Source organism: Streptacidiphilus alkalitolerans (assembly GCF_042511045.1).
In the GTDB taxonomy this organism is placed as follows: domain Bacteria; phylum Actinomycetota; class Actinomycetes; order Streptomycetales; family Streptomycetaceae; genus Streptacidiphilus; species Streptacidiphilus alkalitolerans.
In genome coordinates, this window is the sequence record NZ_JBHEZX010000010.1 from 290,713 (window position 1) to 315,179 (window position 24,467).

The window sequence follows — 24,467 nt, forward strand, 5'->3', positions numbered from 1 at the left end:
ACGGCGACAGTTGAGCCAAGGGCCATGGATCAGCAAGCAACCACGGAGTAGTATGAGTGACAGATGGGCATTCCTCCCCATGGCAGCCCACCCGTGGTGTAGTCAGGTGGATCCCCCGCCGTGGGAATAAAGGGGGCAATGATGGCGGTTAGCTCGAAAGTCGACTTCTTCGTCTCGTATAATTCGGCCGACGAGTCATGGGCCGAGTGGATCACCTGGACCCTTGAGGAGGCTGGCTATACGACCGTCATGCAGTCATGGGATTTCCGGCCGGGTGGAAATTTTGTCATGGAGATGCAGCGCGCACTTGAGTACGCAGAGCGCCTTGTTGCAGTTCTTTCCGACGAATTTCTCGCGGCGAGCTTTACGCAGCCCGAATGGGCAGCGGTTTTCGCGGCCGACCCGCAGGGACTACGACGCGCGCTTGTTCCAGTGATGGTTCGCCAATGCCAGCCTGCTGGCCTGCTCAGTACGATCATTCATATCAAGGTCTATGGAATGGACGAGAACTCCGCCCGGAACCGACTCATCGACGGTGTCCGGCCCGGTCGCGTGAAGCCTGGCCACAGGCCGTCTTTTCCCGGTACGGCAACGATCACGCCGTAACCATCGGGCGCAGTCATCTCGTGGGCGGCCCGGCCAGTTCGGCGAGGACGGCCCCGATTGAGGCGTCGAGGGCCTCCACGCAAGCCCCGGGAGTCATGGGAGCTATGACTGAAACCATAGGTGATGCTGCCGGGGCCGGAGTTCCGTACCACACCACGTCGATTTCGCTGAAGTGATCTGCGAGCGTCCTCAAGGACGGCGCGGTGATCGCGCTTCCGACATCGAATGTCTTGGTATAGAAGGCACCGTTGTAGCGGGATATCCAAGCTTCACCAGCAGAACGCAGCCCTCTACGCATATTGAAGTCGGTAGCAACAATCCTGCCATCCGTCGTGATAATTACGTCGATATAACTGTATCCGGTCCTGTAGCCGATCCCTACAAGCGCTTCCGAGATGCATGCGGCGACTCCTATTATGCGCTGGTACGTGGAGTCGTCGAGGCCTACGAGTTCGGAAGTGTTCGAGTGAATCATCCTGTTTGTGGCATCGGTCGGAGAATTGACATTCCTACCGACGTAGCACGGATAGAAGTCGCCATCCACTAGGAGTCCGCCAACGGTGAACTCACGGGGCCCCATCTCATCGCTGCCCTTTGGTAGACGCTCATCAATAGTGGCTGTCTCCTGTCGGGAGTCGATTCTCCTCTCGCTGAGAATCTGACGCATCCGGGTAATTCTGGCCTCGTGCGGAGCACTGATCTCGTAGACTACCGGATCCTGGCTGGGAACCACATTGGCCAGCCCCGAAACCCCGCGCTGGGACAGCTTGATGTACGAAGCCATATCTCGGGCCGCGAAAATATCTACGGCCTCAATAATATTGTGAACATACGTGTCGGGATCGGTCGGTCTCACCAGTATTCCGTCCGGCACCTGTGACCTCAGTCCCGCGTCGACCAATGTACGGGCTACGAACGCCTTGTCGTTGAGCCTGTCAGCGGGGTCGCACAAAAGGACTTGGTCCCCGAAGCAGCGGTAATGATAGTCCAAGGTCTGGTACGGGAGGAACAGAGTCTGACGTGTTGACGACAGCCAGGAGAGCAGCTCAGGGATTCGAGAGTCATCTGGGCCCGGTAGGTCTACTCCCGCCTGTTGTGCGGCATAGCGTTTCCAGTGATCCTCTTGATCAAGTGCGCCAACGTTCACCCATCTGCCACCGGAAAGTGCGAGCACTCGAAAGGAGTGGCTACCGGTAAGCGACCTTGCCCTGGCCATTTCTGGTGGAGCGGGAAGCCTGCGGCAGATGGCCACTGAGTCGATGACGGCGGATGCTGCGGCTGCAGGGAGCACGGCGCGCTCAAAGTCTATCGTCGAAGGAATGAGAGAGTGTTGAAATTGGGGAATTCCACGCCACGTGTCATCGTAGAAGAGTATTTGCTCCGCTCGCATGTGCGTGACGAGCGCGCGGAGCGCCGCTGTCAGGGATGGGTTTGGCATTGATCTCTGCATCAAGGGCTTTAGGTCGAGGTAGCCCTGCGGTGCGTTTCTTCTTTGGTTCATCCATGCCTCGAAAGAAGTCTTGCTTCATTGGCTATCGTCGTTCGTTCGAAGAAGCTCGAGTTGGCCCGGGTCAAACATTCCACAATATTTGTGAATGTCAGCGCCTTGAAGTCTGTATCACCTATTCCGCATTCTCTCCGGAGCCTCCAGATTTCTGGCAGAACCTGGCGTGCATCGGAAACATCCCAATGGCCGATGTCGCTAGCGAAAACTGGCCTCAGCGGAGAATCACCTGGATTGATCTGACGGTCGAAGGACAGGGGAATGAGTCGATCATCTGGTTCGCAGCCGAAATAGAAGCGCTTGAACAGGTCTGTGATATCATCCCGCGAGGTCAATCCGGATTCCGCGAAATCGTTCAGGAGGGGCCGGCCGTCTGCGGGGTCAGCCAAGTAGGGCGTTCGCGAGGTGAAGATATCGTCTCGGTCAGCCATGTGGGGGCTTCGATACTCCTTGTACAGGTTCGCCATGAGCGGCCAGTCAACCCGACCGGGGTCATATTGTGATATCGATTCCGGGCCGCGCTTTTCAAAATGTTCAATCAAGTCTGCCTGCAACTGTGCGGCCCAGGAGACACCCCCTTCCAGAAAGCACCAGGAGAGCTGGGGGAATCGTCTGGCGGCGCCACCCATCACAATGGCTCGGCAGCACGCTTCATTTGCTGCGGCGAAGTTTCCCAGATGGTTGTAGACATAATTTTTGGGTGAGGTGCGTGACCCCCATCCCATGCCAGTGCCATGGAAGGTGGGAACGACGCCCAGGCGTTCGCACTCCACCCATACCGGGTCGTAGTCGTAGTCACTTCCGTATGCAACAGTATCGGTCCACGTAGCACCGGGGACTCCGCTGCCGATGATCTGACGTGGGACAACGCCCGTCATGACGACCGTACGAAAGCTGAGCGTTTCCACGGCGTACCGGAGTTCGTTGATGGCCTCTGCCGGTGTGTGCATCGGGATTACAGCTGCCGGTTCGATGCGATCCCGCACTCCGTCGAACATGCGTGCGTAATATGTATTGAAGCTGCGTGCCATCAGATTGCGAATATCCTGATCCTGGACGAGGAAAACCAGCAGCCCCAGTGTCGGATAGATCAATTGAAAGTCGATGCCGAACTGTTCCAGGCGATTATGCAGGAGGCGCGGCAGTGTGGTGGTCGCCCGGTCCAGGGTATTTTCGGCGGGTACCCCCCACCAACTGCCGCGCCAGATCCCAGCACTACGCCTGTCGGCTAAGGAAACACTGTTGAGACGGGTGGAGCGATCACACAGGAGCCTGAGCATGGCATCCGCCGTATCAGTGTCGGACAGCTCCTGGGCAATCTCGTGGATGAACGGCAGGAGTTCCAGTACATGACTGTCGCCATCCACGATCGGGTGTGAGATGGCGCGTCGGATCGCCCGTACCTCAGATGACTGCGGAAAGCTGAACATATTTCCTCCGTCGGTGATCGCGCGTGTTTTCAGCAGAGTAGGCCTAAGCCGGGCTGCTGGGATCAGTCCTACCCGAGGGGGGAGCATAAGGAATTGCCCCGGACGACTTTGATGTCAGGACTTCTCGCAGGAAACTTTCCACAGTGGAGGATGCCCACGCCGGTGCAGTGGCCGGCAGCGTGAGGTCCACGGCACCCCGATGGGTCGCGGCTGGAACGATGTGGACTGTTGATATGCCCATACTGCAGGCCGTGTCAATATTTGCCGACGCATCATCGAAATAGAGAAGCTGCGTGGGTGTCAAGGTCTCCGACAGGAGCAGCTTCCGGTATACGACGGGGTCGGGTTTCTGTTTGAAATCGGCATCTTCCATACCATACGTCCGAATGGGTAGGCAGCCCAAGCCCAGACGGTCCAGGACACGTTCGGCGTGGCCTCTGGAAGAGTTGGTTAAAACGAGCAGACGGATGCGGCTGGCCAGTATGGATAGAACTGAGGCGAGGCCTCGATCCTCCCGGATTCCAGCCAGGTCGAGACGGAAGTAGATCTCCTCGAGTAGTACATTTGGATCCGTGCCGGATAACCGCGCCAAACCCTCCACGGCGTGCTGGCCGGCCGCCCGCATTGCATGGAGAATCGAGTCGGCAGCGGCGGCGGAACAGTTGGCAACGGACATCGCGGTGAACCTTAGAGATTCTTTGTACTGACGCTCAAGGTCTGGGAGGGACGGGTACAGTGTGCCATCCAAGTCGAATACCAGGGCTCGGTAACCATTGAGTTGCGGCAGTCGTGAATTCATGATACTCCGACTCTCAGGATCCCCTGAATTGTGCTTGTGTAAGTATGTTTCCAGAATCTTTCTTCCAGCCATGAATTGGTGATAAAATCAGCAGTCGACCGTGCGACTTTTTCCATCTTGCTTCGCACTTGGTACGACAGGTCGTCATCCAGTAGTAAGCGCCGCAGGAGAATGGAAAGCAGCAGGCAGGACAGTCCGATGTCAGGCAGCTCGGAGCCTGGATGGTACGGGATTCCGCCGTCTCGTTCGAACGAGACGATATGGAGGATCGCTCGCGTGACTGTGGACAGTAGCGGAGGCGGTGTCGGGTTCGGCAGCAGGTCGATCGTGGAGAGCGCCGTGTCGAATAGCATTTGGGGATACGCACCATAAGGCGACCACAGTGGTGCTCGCACTGATGTGACCGCACCTTCGACAAGCTCCTGGATCAACAACTCGACTGTCTCGTCGTCGAATGTGATCCCACCGCCCGTTTCGAGCGCCAGCAGAGCGGCCGGGGCAGTGGAGGGGGATGCTTCGTCCGACCAGTGCGCATTCGATACATGTTGCTTCAGGAATTTGATACCCAGATCTACGGCTCGTCGCGGACCCTCCAGCATCATGATTGAGGAGACAGCAAATGCGGTGTGTCGGATGGACTGGTGGATCTCTCTCCCGCTTACGGATTCCACATGGCGCCCGAATCCACCATCGGCGGCCTGCCGTTCAATGAAATACTTCAGGGCACGTTGGGCGGCATCGGTGAGCAGGAACGCGGCGTCATCAGCCTCGTGTGCACGCAGGGCCACGAGCGCCGAATAGGTGCTGTACAGTCCTCCTTCGTTGAATTCTAGGTCAGTGAGCGGCACCCGACCGAAACTGGCCATCAGACTTTTCTGGCTTCTGCCCCAGCCTCCGCTGTCGAGCTGATCCTCCAGCATCCACTGGTGCGCGAGTTGTGGAATGCTGTGCAGGTTGAGTTTCTCGACGACGTCTGCGATCAGTGCTTCGGCCCTGGTGGCGGAAGCACTGGCGGGAACATTGAGCGCGGCGTTGGCCGTGCGTAGGCGGCCTGGAAAAGAAGGAGCGGTGAGCGGTTTTTGTCGCGTACCCTTGGCAGCCTCGAGCAGTCGACGCCGCGCCGTCTCTTCATCAACTCCAATAAAATCAACGCTGATCAGGTCTGCGATGACGCCTGCCAGTCGTACGTTCTCCACCCGAACCGGCAGCATCGCTCCGAAGCGTCCGCCCCTGTCCTCGTTGAACGCTGGTCCCCAATGGGCGGCCGTCAGTTCGATCTCATATGCGCTCGACATCACGAGAATCGTTCTAATGCTATGCTGCGCCGCCCGCTGGATCTCAAGAATCACATTGGTGCCGGGGCGGAAATCCCACTGCTTTAATATGGTGGAAAAGCCGCCTTCTTCCAGATTCCAGGCGATCCATTCGGCCCACTCGCGATCCACTTCGGCATAGCTGATGTAAAAATCAGCCCGACTGTCTTCTCTGCCTAGAAGCACTTCGCCGGCCGACTCGGAAGGTGTAACGCTGGACGCCATCCACGCTCCTGGCCGACGACTGGGTAGGGTGGTATCTGGACAAAGACTACTCACGGTCGTTGACTGTGTACAGGAAGCCGCTCTCCAGAAATCCGCCCCCTGAACGACCGGGGGTCTTCGCTGAAGGGGAAGCGCCCATCGACGTCCGCGTTGGTTCGTGAGAGGGCGGAGGGCCGGGGCGCGGACGCTCGCCGCAGGGTGGGTGGGCCAGGACGTGGGCCAGGCGGGTGCCTTTGTAGCGAGAGTCCATCAGGATGATGATGTCCGCATCGCCCAAGTGCCAGTGGACTGCGGGGAATCAGTCCTGCAACGACTCGCGCAGTCGGGTGTCTAGGCCGTCCCACCCCTCGGGTAGGACGGCCCTCGCGCTGTCTAAGGCCCTTGCCGGCCGGAAGATCGGGCAGGCACCCGATGCCCGGCACCCCCCTTGCGGAGGAATCTTGACCTCAGAAGGAAAAGAGACCAGCACAAAAGAGACCAGCACAGAGGAACCGGGGAGCCCGCCATGTCGAACGACTACTTCCAGTACCAGGCCACCAAGTACCAGCAGGCCGAGCTGGCCCGCGCGGCCGAGCAGCACCGGCTGGCCAAGCAGGCGGCCGAGTCGAATCGCGCCGCACGGAAGGGGGGTGCGACCGGTTCGCACCACCGGGGGGTACGCCTCTTCGGCCGCTCGCCCCGGGCCAGCGCCTGCTGAGCCCGGGCCGAGCGAAACCTGACCCCAGCGCCCACCGAATATGAGTCGGGCCTTGTCGGAGGCTTGTGCGATGCTCACTCCTGTGGAGCGCATATCAGTAAGTCCCGTGTTCGTCGGACGCTCCGCCGAGTTGGCGGAGCTGACGGCGGCGCTGCGGCGCGCGGGTGAGGGGCAGCCGCAGGCGCTGCTGATCGCTGGGGACGCCGGGGTCGGCAAGACCCGGTTGCTGGAGGAGTTCGTCTGCGCCGCCGCCAGGACCGGGGCCGTGGTGGCGATGGGCGGCTGCATCGAGATCGGCGCGGACGGCCTCCCGTACGCGCCGATGGTCACCGCGCTGCGGGCGCTGCACCAGGCGCTCGGGGTGGAGGTGGAACTGGCCGCGGCGGGCAACGAGGGCCGGCTGTCGCAGCTGCTGCCCGAGCTCGGGCAGGCCGCGCCGGAGGCGCACGACGAGTTCGGCCGGGCCCGACTGTTCGAACATACCGCTCAGCTGTTCGAGCGACTGGCCGCCGACCGCACCATCGTGCTCGCCCTCGAGGACCTGCACTGGTCCGACCGCTCGACCCGTGAGCTGCTCGTCTACCTGCTGCGCTCGCTGCGCAACTCGCGCTTCGTCATCGTCGGCACCTACCGCAGCGACGACCTGCACCGCCGGCACCCACTGCGTCCGTTCCTGGCCGAGCTGGAGCGGCTGCGGATCGTCCAGCGGCTCGAACTGCCGCGGCTCGGCCGCACCGAGGTCGCCGACCAGCTGACCGGCATCCTGGACGGCGCCCCGGAAGCCCGGCTGCTGGAACGGATCTTCCGCCGCTCCGAGGGCATCCCGTTCTTCGTCGAGGAGCTGGCCGCCAGCTACCAGGCGGGCTGCTCCACCGGCCTCACCGACTCGCTGCGCGATCTGCTGATGGTCCGGGTGGAGGCGCTGCCGGAGCCGGTCCAGCCGGTGCTGCGGGCGCTCGCCCAGGGCGGCTCCGCGGTGGAGTACGGCCTGCTCAGGGCGGTGCTGGAGCAGGGCGAGGACGAGCTGTTCGCCGCGCTGCGGACCGCCGTCGACGCCAATGTGCTGCGCCCCACCGCGCGCGGGGACGGCTACTGCTTCCGGCACGCCCTGGTCCGCGAGGCCGTCGCCGACGACCTGCTGCCCGGCGAGGGCAGCCGGATCAAGCGCCGCTACGCCACCGTACTGACCGAGCAGCCGCAGCTGGTCCCGGCCGAGGAGCGGGTGACCCGGCTCGCCAACTACTGGTACAGCGCCGGTGAGCCGGCCCGGGCGCTGCCGGTCGCGTTGGACGCGAGCCGGGAGGCCCGCCGCCGCAACGCCTTCGCCGAGCAGCTGCAGATGCTGGAACGCGCGTTGGAGCTGTGGGACCGGGTCCCCGAGGACGTGCTGGCCGAGCTGCGCCCGGCCGACTACGCCGAGTCCTACCCGGCCTGCAGCTGCGACGAGGACCCGAACGGCGCGTGCTGCGAGCGGCTGCGGCTGGTGGACGTGTTCGCCGAGGCCGCCGTCGCCGCCCGGCTCTGCGGGGAGCGGGAGCGCTGCCTCAGCCTGTGCAAGCAGGCGCTGCGGCTGATCGACGAGGAGTCCGACCCGTCCAGGGCCGCCTGGTTCTGGGCGATGCGCTCCCGGGTCAGCACCAAGATGACCCAGGACGGCGGCCGGTCCGAGCTGGCCCACGCCCGCCGGCTGGTGGAGAACCGGCCGCCGAGCTCGGTGCAGGCCGAGGTGTTCGGCCGGCTGGCCGCCTGCGACATGGTCGACTGGCCCGAGCCCGAGGACATCGCCCTGGCCGAGCGCGCGGTGCTGATCGCCCGTCAGGTCGGGGCGGAGACGGTCGGCCTGCACGCCCGGGTCACCCTGGGCACCCTGCTGGTGATCCTGGGCCGCCAGGAGGAGGGCCTGTCCGAACTCCACGAGGTCCACCGCCGGGCCCTGGAGCTGCAGGAACCCGATCTGCTGTCCCGGGTCTACGTCAACCTCTCGGACACCCTGGAGGGCCTCGGCCGCTCCGCCGAGGCCGCCGAGGCGGCCCGCAGCGGCTGCCGGATGGCCCGCAGCAACGGCCTGCTCGGGGCGGCCGGACCGATCCTGCGCGGCAACCTGGTCGAGTCGCTGCTGTCCCTCGGGCAGCAGGCGGAGGCCGAGGACCTGCTCGACACCGCTCCCGCGGACCTGGGCTCGGGCATCGACCGCGGCTTCCTGCACCGGCTCAGGGCCGATCTGGCCCTGCTCAGGGACGACCTGCCGGCCGCCGCCGAGCACCTGGCCCGGGCGAAGGAGAGCATCGGCCCGGCCAAGGCGCAGGACTGGCTGCCGATGTCCACGCTGGTGATCCGGATCGCCGTGGCGAACGGCCGCTTCGACGAGGCCCGCGCGGAACTGCTCAAGGTGATCGACACCGGCTACCCCAAGGGCAAGGAGCGCTACATCTGGCCGATCCTGGTGTACGGCGCCGCCGCCGAGGCGGACTCCCGCGGCCTGCCCGCGCTGGACGCCGACCGGGCCCGGGTGCTGGACCTGGTCCGCGGCGTGGTGGCCGGAATGGAGACGCCCTGGCCGCTGTCCCCCAGCTGGTCGCTGCTGCTGGACGCGGAACTGGCCCGGGCCGAGGGGGCGTCGGAACCGGACGGCTACCTCCGCGCCGTCGAGGCCCTGGAACCGCTCGGGCTGCCCCACCCGCTGGGCCTGGCCCTGTTCCGCGCGGCCGAGGCCAGCGCGGTCCAGGGGGACCGGGCCGCCGCCGCCGGGCTGCTGCACCGGGCCGAGGCCCAGGCCGTGGCCCACGGCGACCTGCGGCTGCAGCGGGAGGCGGCCAGGCTGGCCGACCGGGCCCGGCTGCGCAGCGCCCACGGGACGGCCGCGCCGGCCCCGGCGGAGCCGCAGCCGGTGCTGTTCAATCTGACGCCGCGGGAGCAGGCCGTGCTGAACCTGGTCGCGCTCGGCCGGACGAACCGTCAGATCGCGGACGAGCTCTACATCTCGCCCAAGACGGCCAGCGTCCATGTCTCCAACATCCTCGCCAAGCTGGAGGTCACCGGACGCGGCGAGGCCGCCGCCCTGGCCCACCGGCTGCACCTGGTCGGATAGCGTCGGGGGATGAACCCGCGCTTCCTGCTGCCCTATCCGCCCGAGCAGATCGGCGGCCTCCCGGCCGGTCTCGACCTGCTGGTCTGGGACGACGAGGGCGAGCCGCCGCCGCAGCGGGAGCTCGACGGCGTCGAGTTCTTCTGCCTGCCCTACATGCGGCACCCGGCCGCGCTCGCCCTGCTGCCCCGGCTCCCGGCGCTGCGCACCGTGCAGACGCTCACCGCGGGGACGGACGACGTGCTGCCGCACCTCCCGCCGGGGGTCCGGGTCTGCAACGCCCGCGGGCTGCACGACGCCAGCACCGCCGAGCTGGCGATGACCCTGATCCTGGCCTCGCTCCGGGGCATCCCCGGCTTCGTCCGCAGGCAGGCGGAGGAGTTCTGGGACCAGACCTTCCAGCCCGCCCTGGCCGACCGCACCGTGCTGGTCATCGGCTACGGCTCCATCGGCGCGGCGCTGGAGGCCCGGCTCGCCCCCTTCGAGTGCGACGTCCTGCGGGTGGCCCGTACCGCGCGGGAGAGCGCGCACGGGCCGGTGCACGGCATCGCCGAGCTGCCCGGGCTGCTGCCCGCCGCCGACGTGGTGGTGCTGCTCACCCCGCTCACGCCGGAGACCCGGCACCTGGTCGACGCGGACTTCCTGGCCCGGCTGAAGCAGGACGCGCTGCTGGTCAATGTGGCCAGGGGACCCGTGGTCGACACCGCGGCGCTGCTGGCCGAGCTGGAGTCGGGCCGGCTCCGGGCGGCCCTGGACGTCACCGATCCGGAGCCGCTGCCGGCCGGGCACCCGCTGTGGCGGGCCCCCAACACCCTGATCACCCCGCATGTCGGCGGCCCCAGTTCGGCCTTCCTGCCGCGGGCGCTGCGGCTGCTCCGCTCGCAGCTGCTGCGGGCCCACGCCGGCGAGCCGCTGGCCAACGTCGTGCGCTGAGCCCGGGAGCCTGGCCTGAGCCCGGGAGTTGGGCCGGGCCGGGGTGCAGGGCGCGTGCCCTGCCCCCTGCGCCCCGGGCGTACGCCCGGCCATTCGGCCGATTCACCGCGCTCAGGGCCACCTTTCCCACCCAATCCCCTGCAGTGGCCACCCCCCGCTCCATTACTCTGAGTTGAGTGTGGATGTCGCAGAGTGACGAGAGTGGTGTAGGGTCCCGACCGGGAGAGCCGGTACGGAGCGATCCGCACCGCCGTTCCGCCCGCACCCGGGACCGGAGGGGGAGTTGCCGGTGACGCGTACCGAGACCGTGCTGCCCGGCCCGCCCTGGGCCGAGGAGCATGCCGTGCAAGGGTCAAGCCCGACCGGTTCCACCTTCGACGACTTCCGCGGCGGCCTCGGCCGGCGCCTCGGCGAGGTCGGACGGCTCGACGAGCCGCAGTACCCCGCCGAGGAACCGCCGGAGGACGAGGGCCCGGCCGACCGGGCCCCGCGGCTGCCGCGACTGCTCATCCTGCTGGTCTGCCTGGGATACCTGCTGGGCTCCGCCACCGGCTGGGGCTCGCAGAACCTCGCCGACTTCATGGGCGACTTCGGCCTGGCCGCCGCCGCGCTGACCGCCTCGCTCTCCTGCCTGGTGCACGGCTGCACCGCGGGCGGGCAGCACCGTCCGGCCTGGCTCTGCTTCGGGGTGTCCTCGCTGATGGTGGCCCTGGGCAACGGCACCTGGGGCTGGTACGAGGTGGTGCTGCGGGTCCCGATCCCGACCCCCTCGTTCGCCGACTACGCCTTCCTGATGTTCGCGCCGCCGGCCATCCTCGGCCTGCTGCTGCTGGCCAACCGCCCCCGCAACGCGGCCGGCTGGCTCTGCCTGGCGCTGGACGGCTGGCTGATCGCCGGCTCGCTGCTGACCCTCAGCTGGAGCCTGGCGCTGGCCAGGACCGCCCGCGGCGACCAGGGCAGCCCGCTCCGGCTGTCGATGGCGCTGGCCTACCCGGTGCTGGACATCCTGCTGGTCAGCATGGTGCTGGGGCTGCGCTTCCGGAGCCGGGACGGCAACCGGGCCGCGGTGCACACCGCCATAGTGGCGCTGGCGCTGACCGTGCTCTGCGACGCCCTGTTCACCAGCCAGGCCCTCAAGGACGCCTACCACTCGGGCCAGTTGCTCGACGCGGGCTGGTTCACCGGCAGCATGCTGCTGGCCTGGGCCCCCTGGGCCCGCCCCGGCGGCCACGGCATCGCCGTGGTCGCCCGCTCGCCCCGGGTCGCCTCCACCTTCAGCGCGCTGACCCCCTATGTCGCCGCCGCGGTCTGCACCGTCGGGCTGCTCTACAACGCCTTCGGCCAGGGGCAGTTGGACCGCTTCGTACTGATCATCGCGTGCACCGTGGTGTTCGCGCTGATCCTGCGCCAGGGCATCATGCTGCTGGACAACCTGGCCCTGGCCCAGAAGCTCTCGCACCAGGAGAACCACTTCCGCTCCCTGGTCCAGGGCTCCAGCGACGTGATCATGATCGCCGACCCGGACGGCGTGCTGCGCTACGTCAGCCCGGCCGCGCACGGCGTCTACGGCCGCCCGGCCGAGGAGCTGATCGGCACCCGGCTGCCGGACCTGGTCCACCCGGAGGACCTCGGCCACGTGCTCTGGGAGGTCCAGCGCTACCTCGCGCAGAGCCCGTCGGACGAGCCCACCGCCAGGATCGAGTGCCGGATCCGCTCCGGCGCGGGGGAGTGGCTGGACGTCGAGTCCACCGTCAACCGCTACCGCGACGGGCTGATCTTCAACTGCCGCGACGTCTCCGAACGGGTAAGATTGCAGGCCCAGTTGGAGCACAACGCATTCCACGACACGCTCACCGACCTGCCCAACCGGGCGCTCTTCCTGGACCGGGGCCGGGCCGCCCTGGCCGCGCCCGGCGACCCCGCCGGCGTCGCGGTGCTCTTCCTGGACCTGGACGGCTTCAAGGCGGTCAACGACACCGCCGGGCACCAGGTCGGCGACGAACTGCTGGTCCAGGCCGCCCGCCGGCTCCAGGACACGGTCCGCACCGGTGACACCGTGGCCCGGCTCGGCGGCGACGAGTTCGCGGTACTGCTCTGCGGTCTCGACCAGCAGCAGGCCGAGACCGTGGCCGAGCGGCTGCGGACCGCGCTCACCGCCCCGTACTGGATCGGCGGCGAGGAGCTCGCCGTCGCCGCCAGCATCGGGATCGCCTTCGCCGAGCTCGGGATCACCCCGGCCAAGCTGCTGCGCAACGCCGACCTGGCGATGTACCAGGCGAAGAAGAACGGCAAGGGCCGGGTCGCCGTCTACGACCCGCAGCTGCGCAACGACCTGCGCCGCCGCACCGAGCTTGAGCAGCGGCTCCGGGTCGCCGTCCGCGAGGGCCGGTTCGCGCTGCTGCACGAGCCGGTGGTGGAACTGGAGAACGGCGCCGTCGCCGCCCTCTCCGCCCAGGCCCGCTGGCGCTCCGCGCAGGGCCTGCTGCTCACCCCGGCCGAGTTCCTGCGGGCCTCCGAGGGCGGCGACCGGGCCGCCCGCTTCTCCCGCTGGATGGTCGAGCAGGCGGTGCAGCTCGCGGTGGAGCGCCGGGCCCGGCTGGGGCCGGTGGTGGAGGACGTGCCGGTGGCGGTGCGGCTGTCGGCCCGACGACTGGCCGCGCCGGGGCTGTGCGAGTCGATCGAGGCCCTGCTCCGGCGCACCGGGCTGCCCCCCTCGTCCTTACTGCTGGAGATCGCCGAGGGGGACGCCGCCGACGGCCGCGCCCACCACCTGGACGACCGCCGCTTCGAGGATCTGGGCCGCCGGCTCACCGCCCTCCGCGGCCTCGGCATCGGCCTGGCCCTGGACGGCCTCGGCGGCCCCTCGGCCCCGCTCAGCGGACTGCACCGGCTCCCGGTGGAGCTGATCAAGCTGGACCGGGGCCTGGTCGACGGCCTGCTGGAGTCCACCTTCCTGCGCACCCTCGCCACCAGCGTGCTGCGGCTCGGCCGCGAGCTGGGGCTGACCACCGGCGCCGAGGGGGTGGACCACGCGGCGCAGGCGGCGCTGCTCCGCGAGCTGGGCTGCCGGCGCGGCCAGGGCGCCTTCTTCTCCGGCCCGCTGGACGAGCCGCGGTTGGACGCGGTGCTGTGCGGCCCGGGGTTCCCGCTGCCGCGTCCGGCCATGCCCGACCTGTCCAGGCTGGTCCACCCGTCGGGGCCGGTCCACCCATCGGGTGAAGTCCGCGGCGACCTGCGGCACCATCGTGCCCCGCATGCCCGCCCCGGCTCTGACCAGCCAGTACGTCCCTATCCGCCGGTCCTGGGGAGCCATCTCGGCATGGGTCCGCATGATGAGACGTCATTCCCTCCGGCTTGACACTCCGCCGGGTGGCGGAGGAAGGTCGATGCCATGCGCACCCGAATTCTCGTACTTGGCGGGCGCGTCGGCTGATCCGGAGTCCCCGCGGACCCGGAATCACTCAGGCCGACGCGCCACCCCTCGCATGCCCATGGGCACGAGGGGTTTTTTGTTGCCCATCGCCTCGCCCAAGGCACGTGCCAGCAGGGCACTGTCCCCCAAGACGCCGTCCGTACGAAAACCCTCCGAGAAGGAACCAGCAGATGACTGAGCAGGCACCCGCCGCCCCGCACCGGGGCGAGACCCCCACCGCCGAGCCCATGACCGGGGCCCAGTCGCTCATCCGCTCGCTCGAAGCGGTGGGGGCCGAGACGGTCTTCGGAATCCCGGGCGGGGCGATCCTGCCGGCCTACGACCCGCTGATGGACTCGACCAAGGTGCGCCACATCCTGGTCCGGCACGAGCAGGGCGCGGGCCACGCGGCCACCGGCTACGCCCAGGCCACCGGCAAGGTCGGGGTCTGCATGGCCACCTCGGGCCCGGGCGCGACCAACCTGGTCACCCCGATCGCCGACGCCTACATGGACTCGGTGCCGATCGTCGCCATCACCGGCCAGGTCGCCAGCGCCGCGATCGGCACGGACGCCTTCCAGGAGGCGGACATCTGCGGCATCACCATGCCGATCACCAAGCACAACTACCTGGTCACCGACCCGTCCGAGATCCCGAGGGTGATCTCGGAGGCGTTCCACATCGCCGCCACCGGGCGCCCGGGGCCGGTCCTGGTCGACATCGCCAAGGACGCGCTGCAGGCGCAGACCGTGTTCCGCTGGCCGCCGGAGCACCAACTGCCCGGCTACCGCCCGGTCACCAAGCCGCACGCCAAGCAGATCCGCGAGGCGGCCCGGCTGCTGCTCTCCTCCAAGCGCCCGGTGCTCTACGTCGGCGGCGGGGTGATCAAGGCCGGCGCGACCGCGGAGCTGCGGATCCTGGCCGAGCTCACCGGCGCCCCCGTGGTCACCACGCTGATGGCGCTCGGCGCCTTCCCCGACACCCACGACCAGCACCTGGGCATGCCCGGGATGCACGGCTCGGTCGGCGCGGTCACCGCGCTGCAGAAGGCGGACCTGCTGTTCGCGCTGGGCACCCGCTTCGACGACCGGGTCACTGGCCGGCTGGACAGCTTCGCCCCGCTGGCCAAGATCGTCCACGCGGACATCGACCCGGCCGAGATCGGCAAGAACCGCACCGCGGACGTGCCGATCGTGGGCGACGCCCGGGAGATCCTGGCCGACCTGATCCAGGCCGTCCAGGCCGAGTTCGCCGCCGGGGTCGCCCCCGACTACGCGGACTGGTGGGAGCAGCTCAACACCTGGCGCAAGACCTACCCGCTGGGCTACGACACCGCCCCGGACGGGATGCTGAGCCCGCAGCAGGTGATCGAGCGGATCGGCCAGCTGGTCGGCCCGGACGCGATCTACGCGGCGGGCGTCGGCCAGCACCAGATGTGGGCCTCCCAGTTCCTGACCTTCGAGAAGCCCGCCACCTGGCTGAACTCCGGCGGCGCGGGAACGATGGGCTACGCGGTCCCGGCCGCGATGGGCGCCAAGGCCGGGATGCCGGACACCCAGGTCTGGGCGATCGACGGCGACGGCTGCTTCCAGATGACCAATCAGGAGCTGGTCACCTGCGCGCTGAACAACATCCCGATCAAGGTCGCGGTCATCAACAACGGCTCGCTGGGCATGGTCCGCCAGTGGCAGACCCTGTTCTACGACCAGCGCTACAGCAACACCGTGCTGCACGCCGGCCCCGAGCACGACGGCATCGCCCAGCCCGCGCAGGGCACCAGGATCCCGGACTTCGTGAAGCTCTCCGAGGCGATGGGCTGCTACGGCCTGCGCTGCGAGCGCCCGGAGGACCTGGACGCGGTGATCCAGCAGGCGATGGCCCTCAACGACGCGCCGGTCGTGATCGACTTCATCGTGCACCAGGACGCCATGGTCTGGCCCATGGTCGCCGCCGGCACCAGCAACGACGAGATCCTGGCGGCGCGCGACGTCCGCCCGGACTTCGGCGACCAGCTCGACTGACACCTCGGAAACTAGGGATAGAGACCTCATGTCCAAGCACACCCTCTCCGTCCTGGTCGAGAACAAGCCCGGCGTGCTCGCCCGCATCGCCGCGCTGTTCTCCCGCCGGGGGTTCAACATCGACTCGCTCGCGGTCGGACCGACCGAGCACCCCGACATCTCCCGGATGACCATCGTCGTCAACGTGGAGGACCTGCCGCTCGAGCAGGTCACCAAGCAGCTCAACAAGCTGGTCAACGTCATAAAGATCGTCGAGCTGGACCCGGCCGCGGCGGTCCGCCGCGAGCTGGTGCTGGTCAAGGTGCGCGCGGACAGCGAGACCCGCTCCCAGATCACCGAGATCGTCCAGCTGTTCCGTGCCAAGACCGTGGACGTCGCCCCGGACGCGGTGACCATCGAGGCCACCGGCAGCTCCGACAAGCTGGAGGCGATGCTGCGGATGCTGGAGCCGTACGGCATCAAGGAGCTGGTGCAGTCGGGGATGGTGGCGGTGGGCCGCGGCGCCCGCTCCATCACCGACCGCTCGCTCCGGGCACTGGAACGCAGCGCCTGAGACAGTAGTCTCACCATTTGAGAACAAAACCCGGACGCCGCCGACCGGCGTACGGTGGTCCCCAATCAAAGCCCCATGCAAGGAGAAGCCAGCGATGGCCGAGCTGTTCTACGACGACGACGCTGATCTGTCCATCATCCAGGGCCGCAAGGTGGCGATCCTGGGCTACGGCAGCCAGGGCCACGCCCACGCGCTCTCGCTGCGCGACTCCGGTGTCGACGTCCGCGTCGGCCTGCTGCCCGAGTCCAAGTCCCGTGTCAAGGCCGAGGAGCAGGGCCTGCGCGTGGTCACTCCGGCCGAGGCCGCGGCCGAGGCCGACGTCATCATGATCCTGGTGCCGGACCCGATCCAGGGCGACGTCTACAAGGAGGTCGTCGAGCCCAACCTCAAGGCCGGCGACGCGCTGTTCTTCGGGCACGGCCTGAACATCCGCTTCGGCTTCATCAAGCCCCCGGCCGACGTCGACGTCTGCATGGTCGCCCCCAAGGGCCCGGGCCACCTGGTCCGCCGTCAGTACGAGGAGGGGCGCGGCGTCCCCTGCATCGTGGCGGTCGAGCAGGACGCCACCGGCAAGGGCCTGGAGCTGGCGCTCTCCTACGCGAAGGGGATCGGCGGCACCCGCGCCGGCGTCATCAAGACCACCTTCAAGGAGGAGACCGAGACCGACCTGTTCGGTGAGCAGGCCGTCCTCTGCGGTGGCACCTCCGCGCTGGTCAAGGCGGGCTTCGAGACCCTGGTCGAGGCCGGCTACCAGCCGGAGATCGCCTACTTCGAGTGCCTGCACGAGCTGAAGCTCATCGTCGACCTGATGTACGAGGGCGGCCTGGAGAAGATGCGCTGGTCGGTCTCCGAGACCGCCGAGTGGGGCGACTACGTCACCGGTCCCCGCATCATCACCGCCGACACCAAGGCCGCGATGAAGCAGGTCCTGGCCGAGATCCAGGACGGCACCTTCGCCAACGCCTGGATCGCGGAGTACAAGAACGGCCTGCCGAAGTACAACGAGTACAAGAAGGCCGACAGCGAGCACCTGCTGGAGACCACCGGCAAGAAGCTCCGCAAGCTGATGAGCTGGGTGGACGAGGAGGCGTAAGCCCCCGCCCTCCCGCCCGGCGGGGGTGCTCCCACGGGGGCACCCCCGCATCTTTGTACGGTTCGTAAGGTCCCGTGCGGGTGATTCCACCGCAGGGGTGCGAGGGCGGTCGCCGACCCTCGCTAGACTCCCGAGTGCGCGTCAGGCCCACAGCGTCGTGCGTCTCCAACGCGGCATGCCACCGTTCCCACCATGCCGTCAGTTCCAGGGTGCCACCCACACCCATGCGGCAGGGGAGATCCGGACAGTAAGGACAACTGTCGTGAGCGCTGCAACCACCAAGAAGCCTGTCGTTCTCATCGCGGAAGAACTCTCCCCCGCGACCGTGGACGCCCTCGGCCCCGACTTCGAGATCCGCCATGTGGACGGCGCCGACCGGGCCGCGCTGCTGCCCGCCATCGCCGACGTGGACGCGATCCTGATCCGCTCCGCCACCAAGGTCGACGCCGAGGCCATCGCCGCCGCCGGAAAGCTGAAGGTCGTCGCCCGCGCCGGCGTCGGCCTGGACAATGTGGACGTACCCGCCGCCACCAAGGCCGGCGTGATGGTCGTCAACGCCCCCACGTCCAACATCGTCACCGCCGCCGAGCTGGCCTGCGGCCTGCTGATCTCGACGGCGCGGCACATCCCGGCCGCCAACACCGCGCTCAAGGCCGGGAAGTGGGCCCGCAGCAAGTACACCGGTGTCGAGCTGGCGGAGAAGACCCTCGGTGTGGTCGGCCTCGGCCGGATCGGCGTCCTGGTGGCGCAGCGCATGTCCGCGTTCGGTATGAAGATCGTCGCGTACGACCCCTACATCCAGGCCGCCCGCGCGGCCCAGATGGGCGTCAAGCTGATGCCGCTTGACGAGCTGCTCGAGGTCTCCGACTTCATCACCGTGCACCTCCCGAAGACCCCGGAGACCATCGGCCTGATCGGCGACGAGGCGCTGCACAAGGTCAAGCCGACCGTGCGCATCGTCAACGCCGCCCGCGGCGGGATCGTCGACGAGGAGGCGCTGGCCTCCGCGCTCAAGGAGGGCCGGGTGGCCGGAGCCGGGCTGGACGTCTACTCCAAGGAGCCCTGCACCGACTCCCCGCTGTTCGCCTTCGACAACGTGGTCTGCACCCCGCACCTGGGCGCGTCCACCGACGAGGCGCAGGAGAAGGCCGGCATCTCGGTCGCCAAGTCGGTCCGCCTCGCGCTGGCCGGCGAGCTGGTCCCGGACGCGGTGAACGTCCAGGGCGGCGTCATCGCCGAGGACGTGCGCCCCGGCCTGCCGCTGGCCGAGAAGCTGGGCCGGATCTTCACCGCGCTGGCCGGCGAGGTCGCCGCCCGGCTGGACGTCGAGGTCCGCGGCGAGATCACCCAGCACGACGTCAAGGTGCTGGAGCTCTCCGCGCTCAAGGGCGTCTTCGAGGACGTCGTCGCCGAGACGGTCTCCTACGTCAACGCCCCGCTGTTCGCCCAGGAGCGCGGCCTCGAGGTCCGGCTCACCACGACCAGCGAGAGCCCCGAGTACCGCAACGTCATCACCGTCCGCGGCACCCTGACCGACGGCCGCGAGGTCGCCGTGTCCGGCACCCTGGCGGGCCCCAAGCGGATCCAGAAGATCGTCGGCGTCGACACCTTCGACGTGGACGTGGTCCTCACCGACCACATGGCCTTCTTCCGCTACGACGACCGCCCCGGCGTGGTCGGCATCCTCGGCCGCCTGCTCGGCGAGGCCGGCGTCAACATCGCCGGCATGCAGGTCTCCCGCGACGACGAGGCCGGCGACGCGCTGGTCTCGCTGACCGTGGACAGCGAGATCCCGCAGCCGCTGCTGGCCGAGATCTCCGCCGAGATCGGCGCCAAGTTCGCCCGCTCGGTGAACCTCAGCGACTCCTGAGCACCCGGCACCCCCGACAGCGCCCCGCGGCCGTTCCTCCGGCCGCGAGGCGCTGTGCGTCCGGCTGCTGTGCGTTCGGCGGCGGGGGCCGGGTGACCCTCGTCTCAGATAGTAGGAAATCCAAGTACTTCTGCAGACAGTCGCGGTCCCCTGTCGTACCGTGAAGTTGTCGGACGATCTGCTGTATCCACAGCCAGTTCCGATCGGCCCTTGTCGCGGGCGACCCCTGCGCGGCCCCTTTGCTCACCACCCCCGCGCGTCAAGAGGAGTCCCCTCATGGACCAGCAGCGCCCGCAGACCCCCGCCCGTCCCCAGAGCAACGACCGCGCCAACGCCATCGCCGCACTTCAGCGCGCCCTCGACCGCCGTGACAACGGCGGCGCGACCGGCCACAAGTAGGCCACGGGCAGCAGGACCCCGGGTCCACATGCCGGACGGTCGATGCCCACCTGCTGGAACCAGGAGTAAGGTCCCGGGCATGTCTCGCACTCTCCGCCTCGCAGTGATCCCCGGTGACGGCATCGGCCAGGAAGTCGTCGCCGAAGGGCTCAAGGTCCTCGCCGCCGTCCTCCCCGCCGACTCCAAGGTGGAGACCACCGAGTACGACCTCGGCGCACGCCGCTACCACGCGACCGGCGAAACCCTCCCGGACAGCGTGCTGGAGGAGCTCAAGCACAACGACGCCATCCTCCTCGGCGCCATCGGCGACCCCTCCGTGCCCTCCGGGGTGCTGGAGCGCGGGCTGCTGCTCAAGCTGCGGTTCGCCTTCGACCACCACGTCAACCTGCGCCCCGGCAAGCTGTTCCCGGGCGTCAGCTCCCCGCTCGCGGGTGAGCCGCAGATCGACTTCGTGGTGGTCCGCGAGGGCACCGAGGGCCCGTACGTCGGCAACGGCGGCACCCTGCGCACCGGTACCCCGGAGGAGATCGCCACCGAGGTCAGCCTGAACACCGCGTTCGGCATCGAGCGGGTCGTCCGCGACGCCTTCGCCCGGGCCCAGGCCCGTCCGCGCAAGAAGCTGACGCTGGTGCACAAGAACAATGTGCTGGTCCACGCCGGCCACCTGTGGACCCGGATCTTCAACGCGGTCGCGGCCGAGTTCCCCGAGGTCAGCACCGACTACCTGCATGTCGACGCGGCGACGATCTTCTTTGTCACCCAGCCCGAGCGCTTCGACGTGATCGTCACCGACAACCTCTTCGGCGACATCCTCACCGACCTGGCCGCGGCCGTCACCGGCGGCATCGGCCTGGCCGCCAGCGGCAACATCAACCCGAGCGGCGCCTTCCCGTCGATGTTCGAGCCGGTCCACGGCTCGGCCCCGGACATCGCAGGCCAGGGCAAGGCGGACCCGACCGCCACCGTGCTGTCGGTGGCGATGCTGCTGCAGCACCTGGGCCTGGTCGACGAGGCCGCCCGGATCGAGTCCGCGGTCGCCGCGGACCTGGCCGAGCGGATCGGAAAGGCCCCCCGCTCCACCTCCGAGGTCGGCGACGCCCTCGCCGCGCGAGTAGCCGGCTGACCGGCCGGCACTGCGCGAGGACCGTCCAGGCGGTCCGGAAGACAGCATGCCGAGACCCGGCTGGTCAGCTACGAACTGTGACCCCGGCACCACCGGTACGCACCTTCCGGGCCGCTTTGTCGTATCCCAGCATGGGCGACTGTTCGAGCGGTCCGGGAAAGTGCGACCATCGACCTTGGGCGGCTCTGCAGACCTGAGCGCGGCCCGCCATGACGACACGGTGAAGGACGTAACGCCATGACCTCCCCTATCGAGATCGAGCTCAAGCCCTCGGCCCACCCCCTTGCCGCCGAGGAGCGCGAAGCCCGGCTCGCCAACCCCGGCTTCGGCCGCTACTTCACCGACAACATGGTGACCATCCGCTGGACCGAGGGCCGGGGCTGGCACGACGCCCAGCTGACCCCGTACGCGCCGCTGGAGATCGACCCGGCGAACGCGATCCTGCACTACGGCCAGTCGATCTTCGAGGGCCTGAAGGCGTACCGCACCGCGGACGGCAGCATCCAGACCTTCCGCCCGTTCGCCAACGCCGCCCGGTTCCAGAACTCGGCGCGCCGGCTGGCCATGCCGGAGCTGCCGCAGGAGACCTTCGTCGCCGCGGTCGAGGCCCTGGTCACCCAGGACGCCGCCTGGGTCCCGAGCCAGGACGAGGCCAGCCTCTACCTGCGCCCGTTCATGATCGCCACCGAGGTCGGCCTCGGGGTCCGCCCGGCCAACGAGTACCTGTTCATGGTCATCGCCTCCCCGGCCGGCGCCTACTTCAGCGGCGGGGTGAAGCCGGTCTCGGTCTGGCTCTCCGAGGAGTACGTCAGGGCCGCGCCCGGCGGCACCGGCGCGGCCAAGTGCGGCGGCAACTACGCCGCCTCGCTGGTGGCCCAGGCCCAGGCCGCCGAGCAGGGCTGCGACCAGGTGGTCTGGCTGGACGCCGTGGAGCGCCGCTGGATCGAGGAGATGGGCGGCATGAACCTCTACTTCGTCTTCGGCGAGGGAGCGGACGCCCGGATCGTCACCCCGGAGCTGTCCGGCTCGCTGCTGCCCGGCATCACCCGCGACTCGCTGCTGAGCATCGCCGACGACCTCGGCTACCCGACCGAGGAGCGGCGGATCTCCACCGACGAGTGGCGCGACGGCAACGCCGACGGCACCCTCACCGAGGTCTTCGCCTGCGGCACCGCCGCGGTGATCACCCCGGTCGGCTCGGTCAAGTCCGCCCGCGGCCACTGGACCGTCGGCGAGGGCACGCCCGGGCCGGTCACCCTGAAGCTGCGGGAGACCCTGCTGGCGCTGCAGACCGGCCGCCGCGAGGACACCCACGGCTGGATGCACCCGATCGCGTAGCGCGGACGGGCCCGGCCGGTCTCACTGAGTGAGACCGGCCGTCCAGTCCGGCGCGGCTGTGCGAAACTGCTGCTGTGTCCTCGCTCGCGCTCATTATTGGCAGCAGGCGCGCCGGTCCGCAGTGACCGCTCCGCACGATCGATCCGTGACGGAACGGCCACCGTGTCAGAAGACCCGCGCGCAGACCTCTCGCACCCGCGAGGGGTTTTTTTGTTTGCCGACGCGTTCCCACAAGGAACGCCCCGGCAGTCGGAGCGCACGCGGCGAAGGTGACAACGGAGTCGGCCCCCCGGCGGGCGTCCCAGTCCGCCGGGGGCCAACCAGACCCCCGGACAGCCCCCGACAGGAGATTCAGCTCATGAGCCTCAGCGACGACTTCCATGTCTTCGACACGACCCTGCGAGACGGTGCGCAGCGCGAGGGCATCAACCTCACCGTCGCCGACAAGCTCACGATAGCCCGCCACCTGGACGACTTCGGGGTCGGCTTCATCGAGGGCGGCTGGCCCGGCGCCAACCCCCGCGACACCGAGTTCTTCGCCCGGGCCGCCACCGAGCTGGAGCTGCGGCACGCCCAGCTGGTGGCCTTCGGCGCCACCCGGCGCGCGGGCGGCGACGCGGCCACCGACGCCCAACTGGCCGCGCTGCTGGCCTCCGGCGCCCCGGTGGTGACCCTGGTGGCCAAGTCCCACGACCGCCATGTCGAGCTGGCCCTGCGCACCACCCTGGACGAGAACCTGGCCATGGTCGCCGACAGCGTGCGCTTCCTCCGGGCCCAGGGGCGCCGGGTGTTCATCGACTGCGAGCACTTCTTCGACGGCTACAAGGCCAACCGCGACTACGCGCTGGCCGTGGTCCGCACCGCGCACGAGGCCGGCGCGGACGTGGTGGTGCTCTGCGACACCAACGGCGGCATGCTCCCGGCCGGGGTGAACGCCATCGTCGCGGACGTGCTGGCGCAGACCGGCGCCCGGCTCGGCATCCACGCCCAGGACGACACCGGCTGCGCGGTCGCCAACACCCTGGCCGCCGTGGACGCCGGGGCCACCCACGTCCAGTGCACCGCCAACGGCTACGGCGAGCGGGTCGGCAACGCCAACCTGTTCCCGGTGGCGGCGGCGCTGGAGCTGAAGTACGACCGCCGGGTGCTGCCGGAGGGCTGCCTGCCGGAGATGACCCGGATCTCGCACGCCATCGCCGAGGTTGTCAACCTCACCCCGTCCACCCACCAGCCGTACGTCGGGGTCTCCGCCTTCGCCCACAAGGCCGGGCTGCACGCCTCGGCGATCAAGGTCGACCCGGACCTGTACCAGCACACCGAGCCGGCCCTGGTCGGCAACCGGATGCGGATGCTGGTCTCCGACATGGCCGGCCGCGCCTCGGTCGAGCTCAAGGCCAAGGAGCTCGGCTACGACCTCTCCGGCGACCGCGACGCGGTGGGCCGGATCGTGGCCAGGGTCAAGGCGCGGGAGAACCTCGGCTACACCTACGAGGCCGCCGACGCCTCGTTCGAGCTGCTGCTGCGCGACGAGGTCAGCGGCACCCGGGCCCGGTTCTTCGCGCTGGAGTCCTGGCGCACCATCGGCGAGCAGCGCGCGGACGGGGGCCAGGCCAACGAGGCCACCGTGAAGGTCGTCGCCAGGGGCGAGCGGATCATCTCCACCGGAGAGGGCAACGGCCCGGTCAACGCGCTGGACATGGCCCTGCGGGCGGCCCTGGAGCGGTTCTACCCGCAGTTGGCGGAGCTGGAGCTGGTGGACTACAAGGTCCGGATCCTGGAGGGCGAGCACGGCACCACCTCGCAGACCCGGGTGCTGATCACCACCAGCAACGGCAAGGACGAGTGGTCCACGGTCGGCGTCGCCCAGAACGTCATCTCGGCCTCCTGGGAGGCGCTGGAGGACGCGTTCACCTTCGGCCTGCTCCGCAGCGGCCTGGAGCCCGGTCTGGAGCCGTAGCCGCACACACTGAGGGGCCGTCACGCAGCGCGTGACGGCCCCGCAGTGTCCGGCTAGCGCAGTCGGGCCAGGAGTGCGTGCTCGACCAGGGTGATGAGCGCGGAGTTGG

General features: G+C 68.4%; 17 protein-coding genes. 13 read left to right on the forward strand and 4 right to left on the reverse strand.

All coding sequences use genetic code 11. The annotated features are described in order from the left end of the window. Positions 1–120: 120 nt before the first annotated feature. On the forward strand, positions 121–606 hold the full coding sequence (locus ACEZDG_RS23625; RefSeq protein WP_380512790.1) for a toll/interleukin-1 receptor domain-containing protein: 486 nt from the start codon (positions 121–123) through the stop codon (positions 604–606). 13 nt (positions 607–619) lie between these two features. On the opposite strand, the gene ACEZDG_RS23630 is transcribed toward ACEZDG_RS23625, so the two are convergent. Genes ACEZDG_RS23630 through ACEZDG_RS23645 form a run of 4 tightly spaced genes read right to left on the reverse strand, consistent with a single transcriptional unit; the run spans position 620 to position 5,877 of the window. Beyond that, a complete protein-coding gene (locus ACEZDG_RS23630; RefSeq protein ID WP_380512792.1) occupies positions 620–2,107 on the reverse strand; it encodes a hypothetical protein in 1,488 nt (495 codons plus the stop codon). Continuing rightward, complete coding sequence (locus ACEZDG_RS23635) at positions 2,104–3,540, reverse strand: amidohydrolase family protein (RefSeq protein ID WP_380512794.1); 1,437 nt, start codon at positions 3,538–3,540, stop codon at positions 2,104–2,106. Before ACEZDG_RS23635 ends, ACEZDG_RS23630 begins: the two co-directional genes overlap by 4 nt. A gap of 43 nt (positions 3,541–3,583) precedes the next feature. Then, positions 3,584–4,411 carry an HAD-IA family hydrolase gene (locus ACEZDG_RS23640; RefSeq protein WP_380512796.1) on the reverse strand — a complete coding sequence of 276 codons (828 nt, stop codon included), beginning with the start codon at positions 4,409–4,411 and terminating at the stop codon, positions 3,584–3,586. After that, positions 4,336–5,877: a TIR domain-containing protein gene (locus ACEZDG_RS23645; protein WP_380512798.1), complete on the reverse strand. Its 1,542-nt coding sequence runs from the start codon at positions 5,875–5,877 to the stop codon at positions 4,336–4,338. The genes ACEZDG_RS23640 and ACEZDG_RS23645 overlap by 76 nt, the downstream gene beginning before the upstream one ends. 505 nt (positions 5,878–6,382) lie before the next feature. On the opposite strand from ACEZDG_RS23645, the gene ACEZDG_RS23650 reads away from it, so the two are divergent. From ACEZDG_RS23650 to cimA, 12 genes are all read left to right on the forward strand, one after another. Then, positions 6,383–6,574 (forward strand): hypothetical protein, encoded by a 192-nt coding sequence (locus ACEZDG_RS23650; protein ID WP_380512800.1) that lies wholly within the window; start codon positions 6,383–6,385, stop codon positions 6,572–6,574. A 70-nt stretch (positions 6,575–6,644) separates the two neighbouring features. Further along, complete coding sequence (locus tag ACEZDG_RS23655; protein ID WP_380512802.1) at positions 6,645–9,662, forward strand: helix-turn-helix transcriptional regulator; 3,018 nt, start codon at positions 6,645–6,647, stop codon at positions 9,660–9,662. Between the two features lie 9 nt (positions 9,663–9,671). Further along, positions 9,672–10,592: a 2-hydroxyacid dehydrogenase gene (locus ACEZDG_RS23660; protein ID WP_380512804.1), complete on the forward strand. Its 921-nt coding sequence runs from the start codon at positions 9,672–9,674 to the stop codon at positions 10,590–10,592. Between the two features lie 493 nt (positions 10,593–11,085). After that, on the forward strand, positions 11,086–13,950 hold the full coding sequence (locus tag ACEZDG_RS23665) for a putative bifunctional diguanylate cyclase/phosphodiesterase (RefSeq protein ID WP_380512855.1): 2,865 nt from the start codon (positions 11,086–11,088) through the stop codon (positions 13,948–13,950). Between the two features lie 245 nt (positions 13,951–14,195). Further along, positions 14,196–16,025: an acetolactate synthase large subunit gene (locus tag ACEZDG_RS23670; protein ID WP_380512806.1), complete on the forward strand. Its 1,830-nt coding sequence runs from the start codon at positions 14,196–14,198 to the stop codon at positions 16,023–16,025. A gap of 28 nt (positions 16,026–16,053) precedes the next feature. Then, a complete protein-coding gene (gene ilvN, locus ACEZDG_RS23675) occupies positions 16,054–16,578 on the forward strand; it encodes an acetolactate synthase small subunit (protein ID WP_380512808.1) in 525 nt (174 codons plus the stop codon). A 94-nt stretch (positions 16,579–16,672) separates the two neighbouring features. Further along, positions 16,673–17,671 (forward strand): ketol-acid reductoisomerase, encoded by a 999-nt coding sequence (gene ilvC / locus ACEZDG_RS23680; RefSeq protein WP_380512811.1) that lies wholly within the window; start codon positions 16,673–16,675, stop codon positions 17,669–17,671. A 262-nt stretch (positions 17,672–17,933) separates the two neighbouring features. Next, positions 17,934–19,541 carry a phosphoglycerate dehydrogenase gene (serA, locus tag ACEZDG_RS23685; protein ID WP_380512813.1) on the forward strand — a complete coding sequence of 536 codons (1,608 nt, stop codon included), beginning with the start codon at positions 17,934–17,936 and terminating at the stop codon, positions 19,539–19,541. A 276-nt stretch (positions 19,542–19,817) separates the two neighbouring features. Next, positions 19,818–19,940: a hypothetical protein gene (locus tag ACEZDG_RS23690; RefSeq protein WP_380512815.1), complete on the forward strand. Its 123-nt coding sequence runs from the start codon at positions 19,818–19,820 to the stop codon at positions 19,938–19,940. A 79-nt stretch (positions 19,941–20,019) separates the two neighbouring features. Continuing rightward, a complete protein-coding gene (locus tag ACEZDG_RS23695) occupies positions 20,020–21,063 on the forward strand; it encodes a 3-isopropylmalate dehydrogenase (protein WP_380512817.1) in 1,044 nt (347 codons plus the stop codon). 237 nt (positions 21,064–21,300) lie between these two features. Next, on the forward strand, positions 21,301–22,401 hold the full coding sequence (locus tag ACEZDG_RS23700; protein WP_380512819.1) for a branched-chain amino acid aminotransferase: 1,101 nt from the start codon (positions 21,301–21,303) through the stop codon (positions 22,399–22,401). Between the two features lie 358 nt (positions 22,402–22,759). Further along, positions 22,760–24,358: a citramalate synthase gene (gene cimA / locus ACEZDG_RS23705; RefSeq protein ID WP_380512821.1), complete on the forward strand. Its 1,599-nt coding sequence runs from the start codon at positions 22,760–22,762 to the stop codon at positions 24,356–24,358. Positions 24,359–24,467 lie beyond the last annotated feature (109 nt).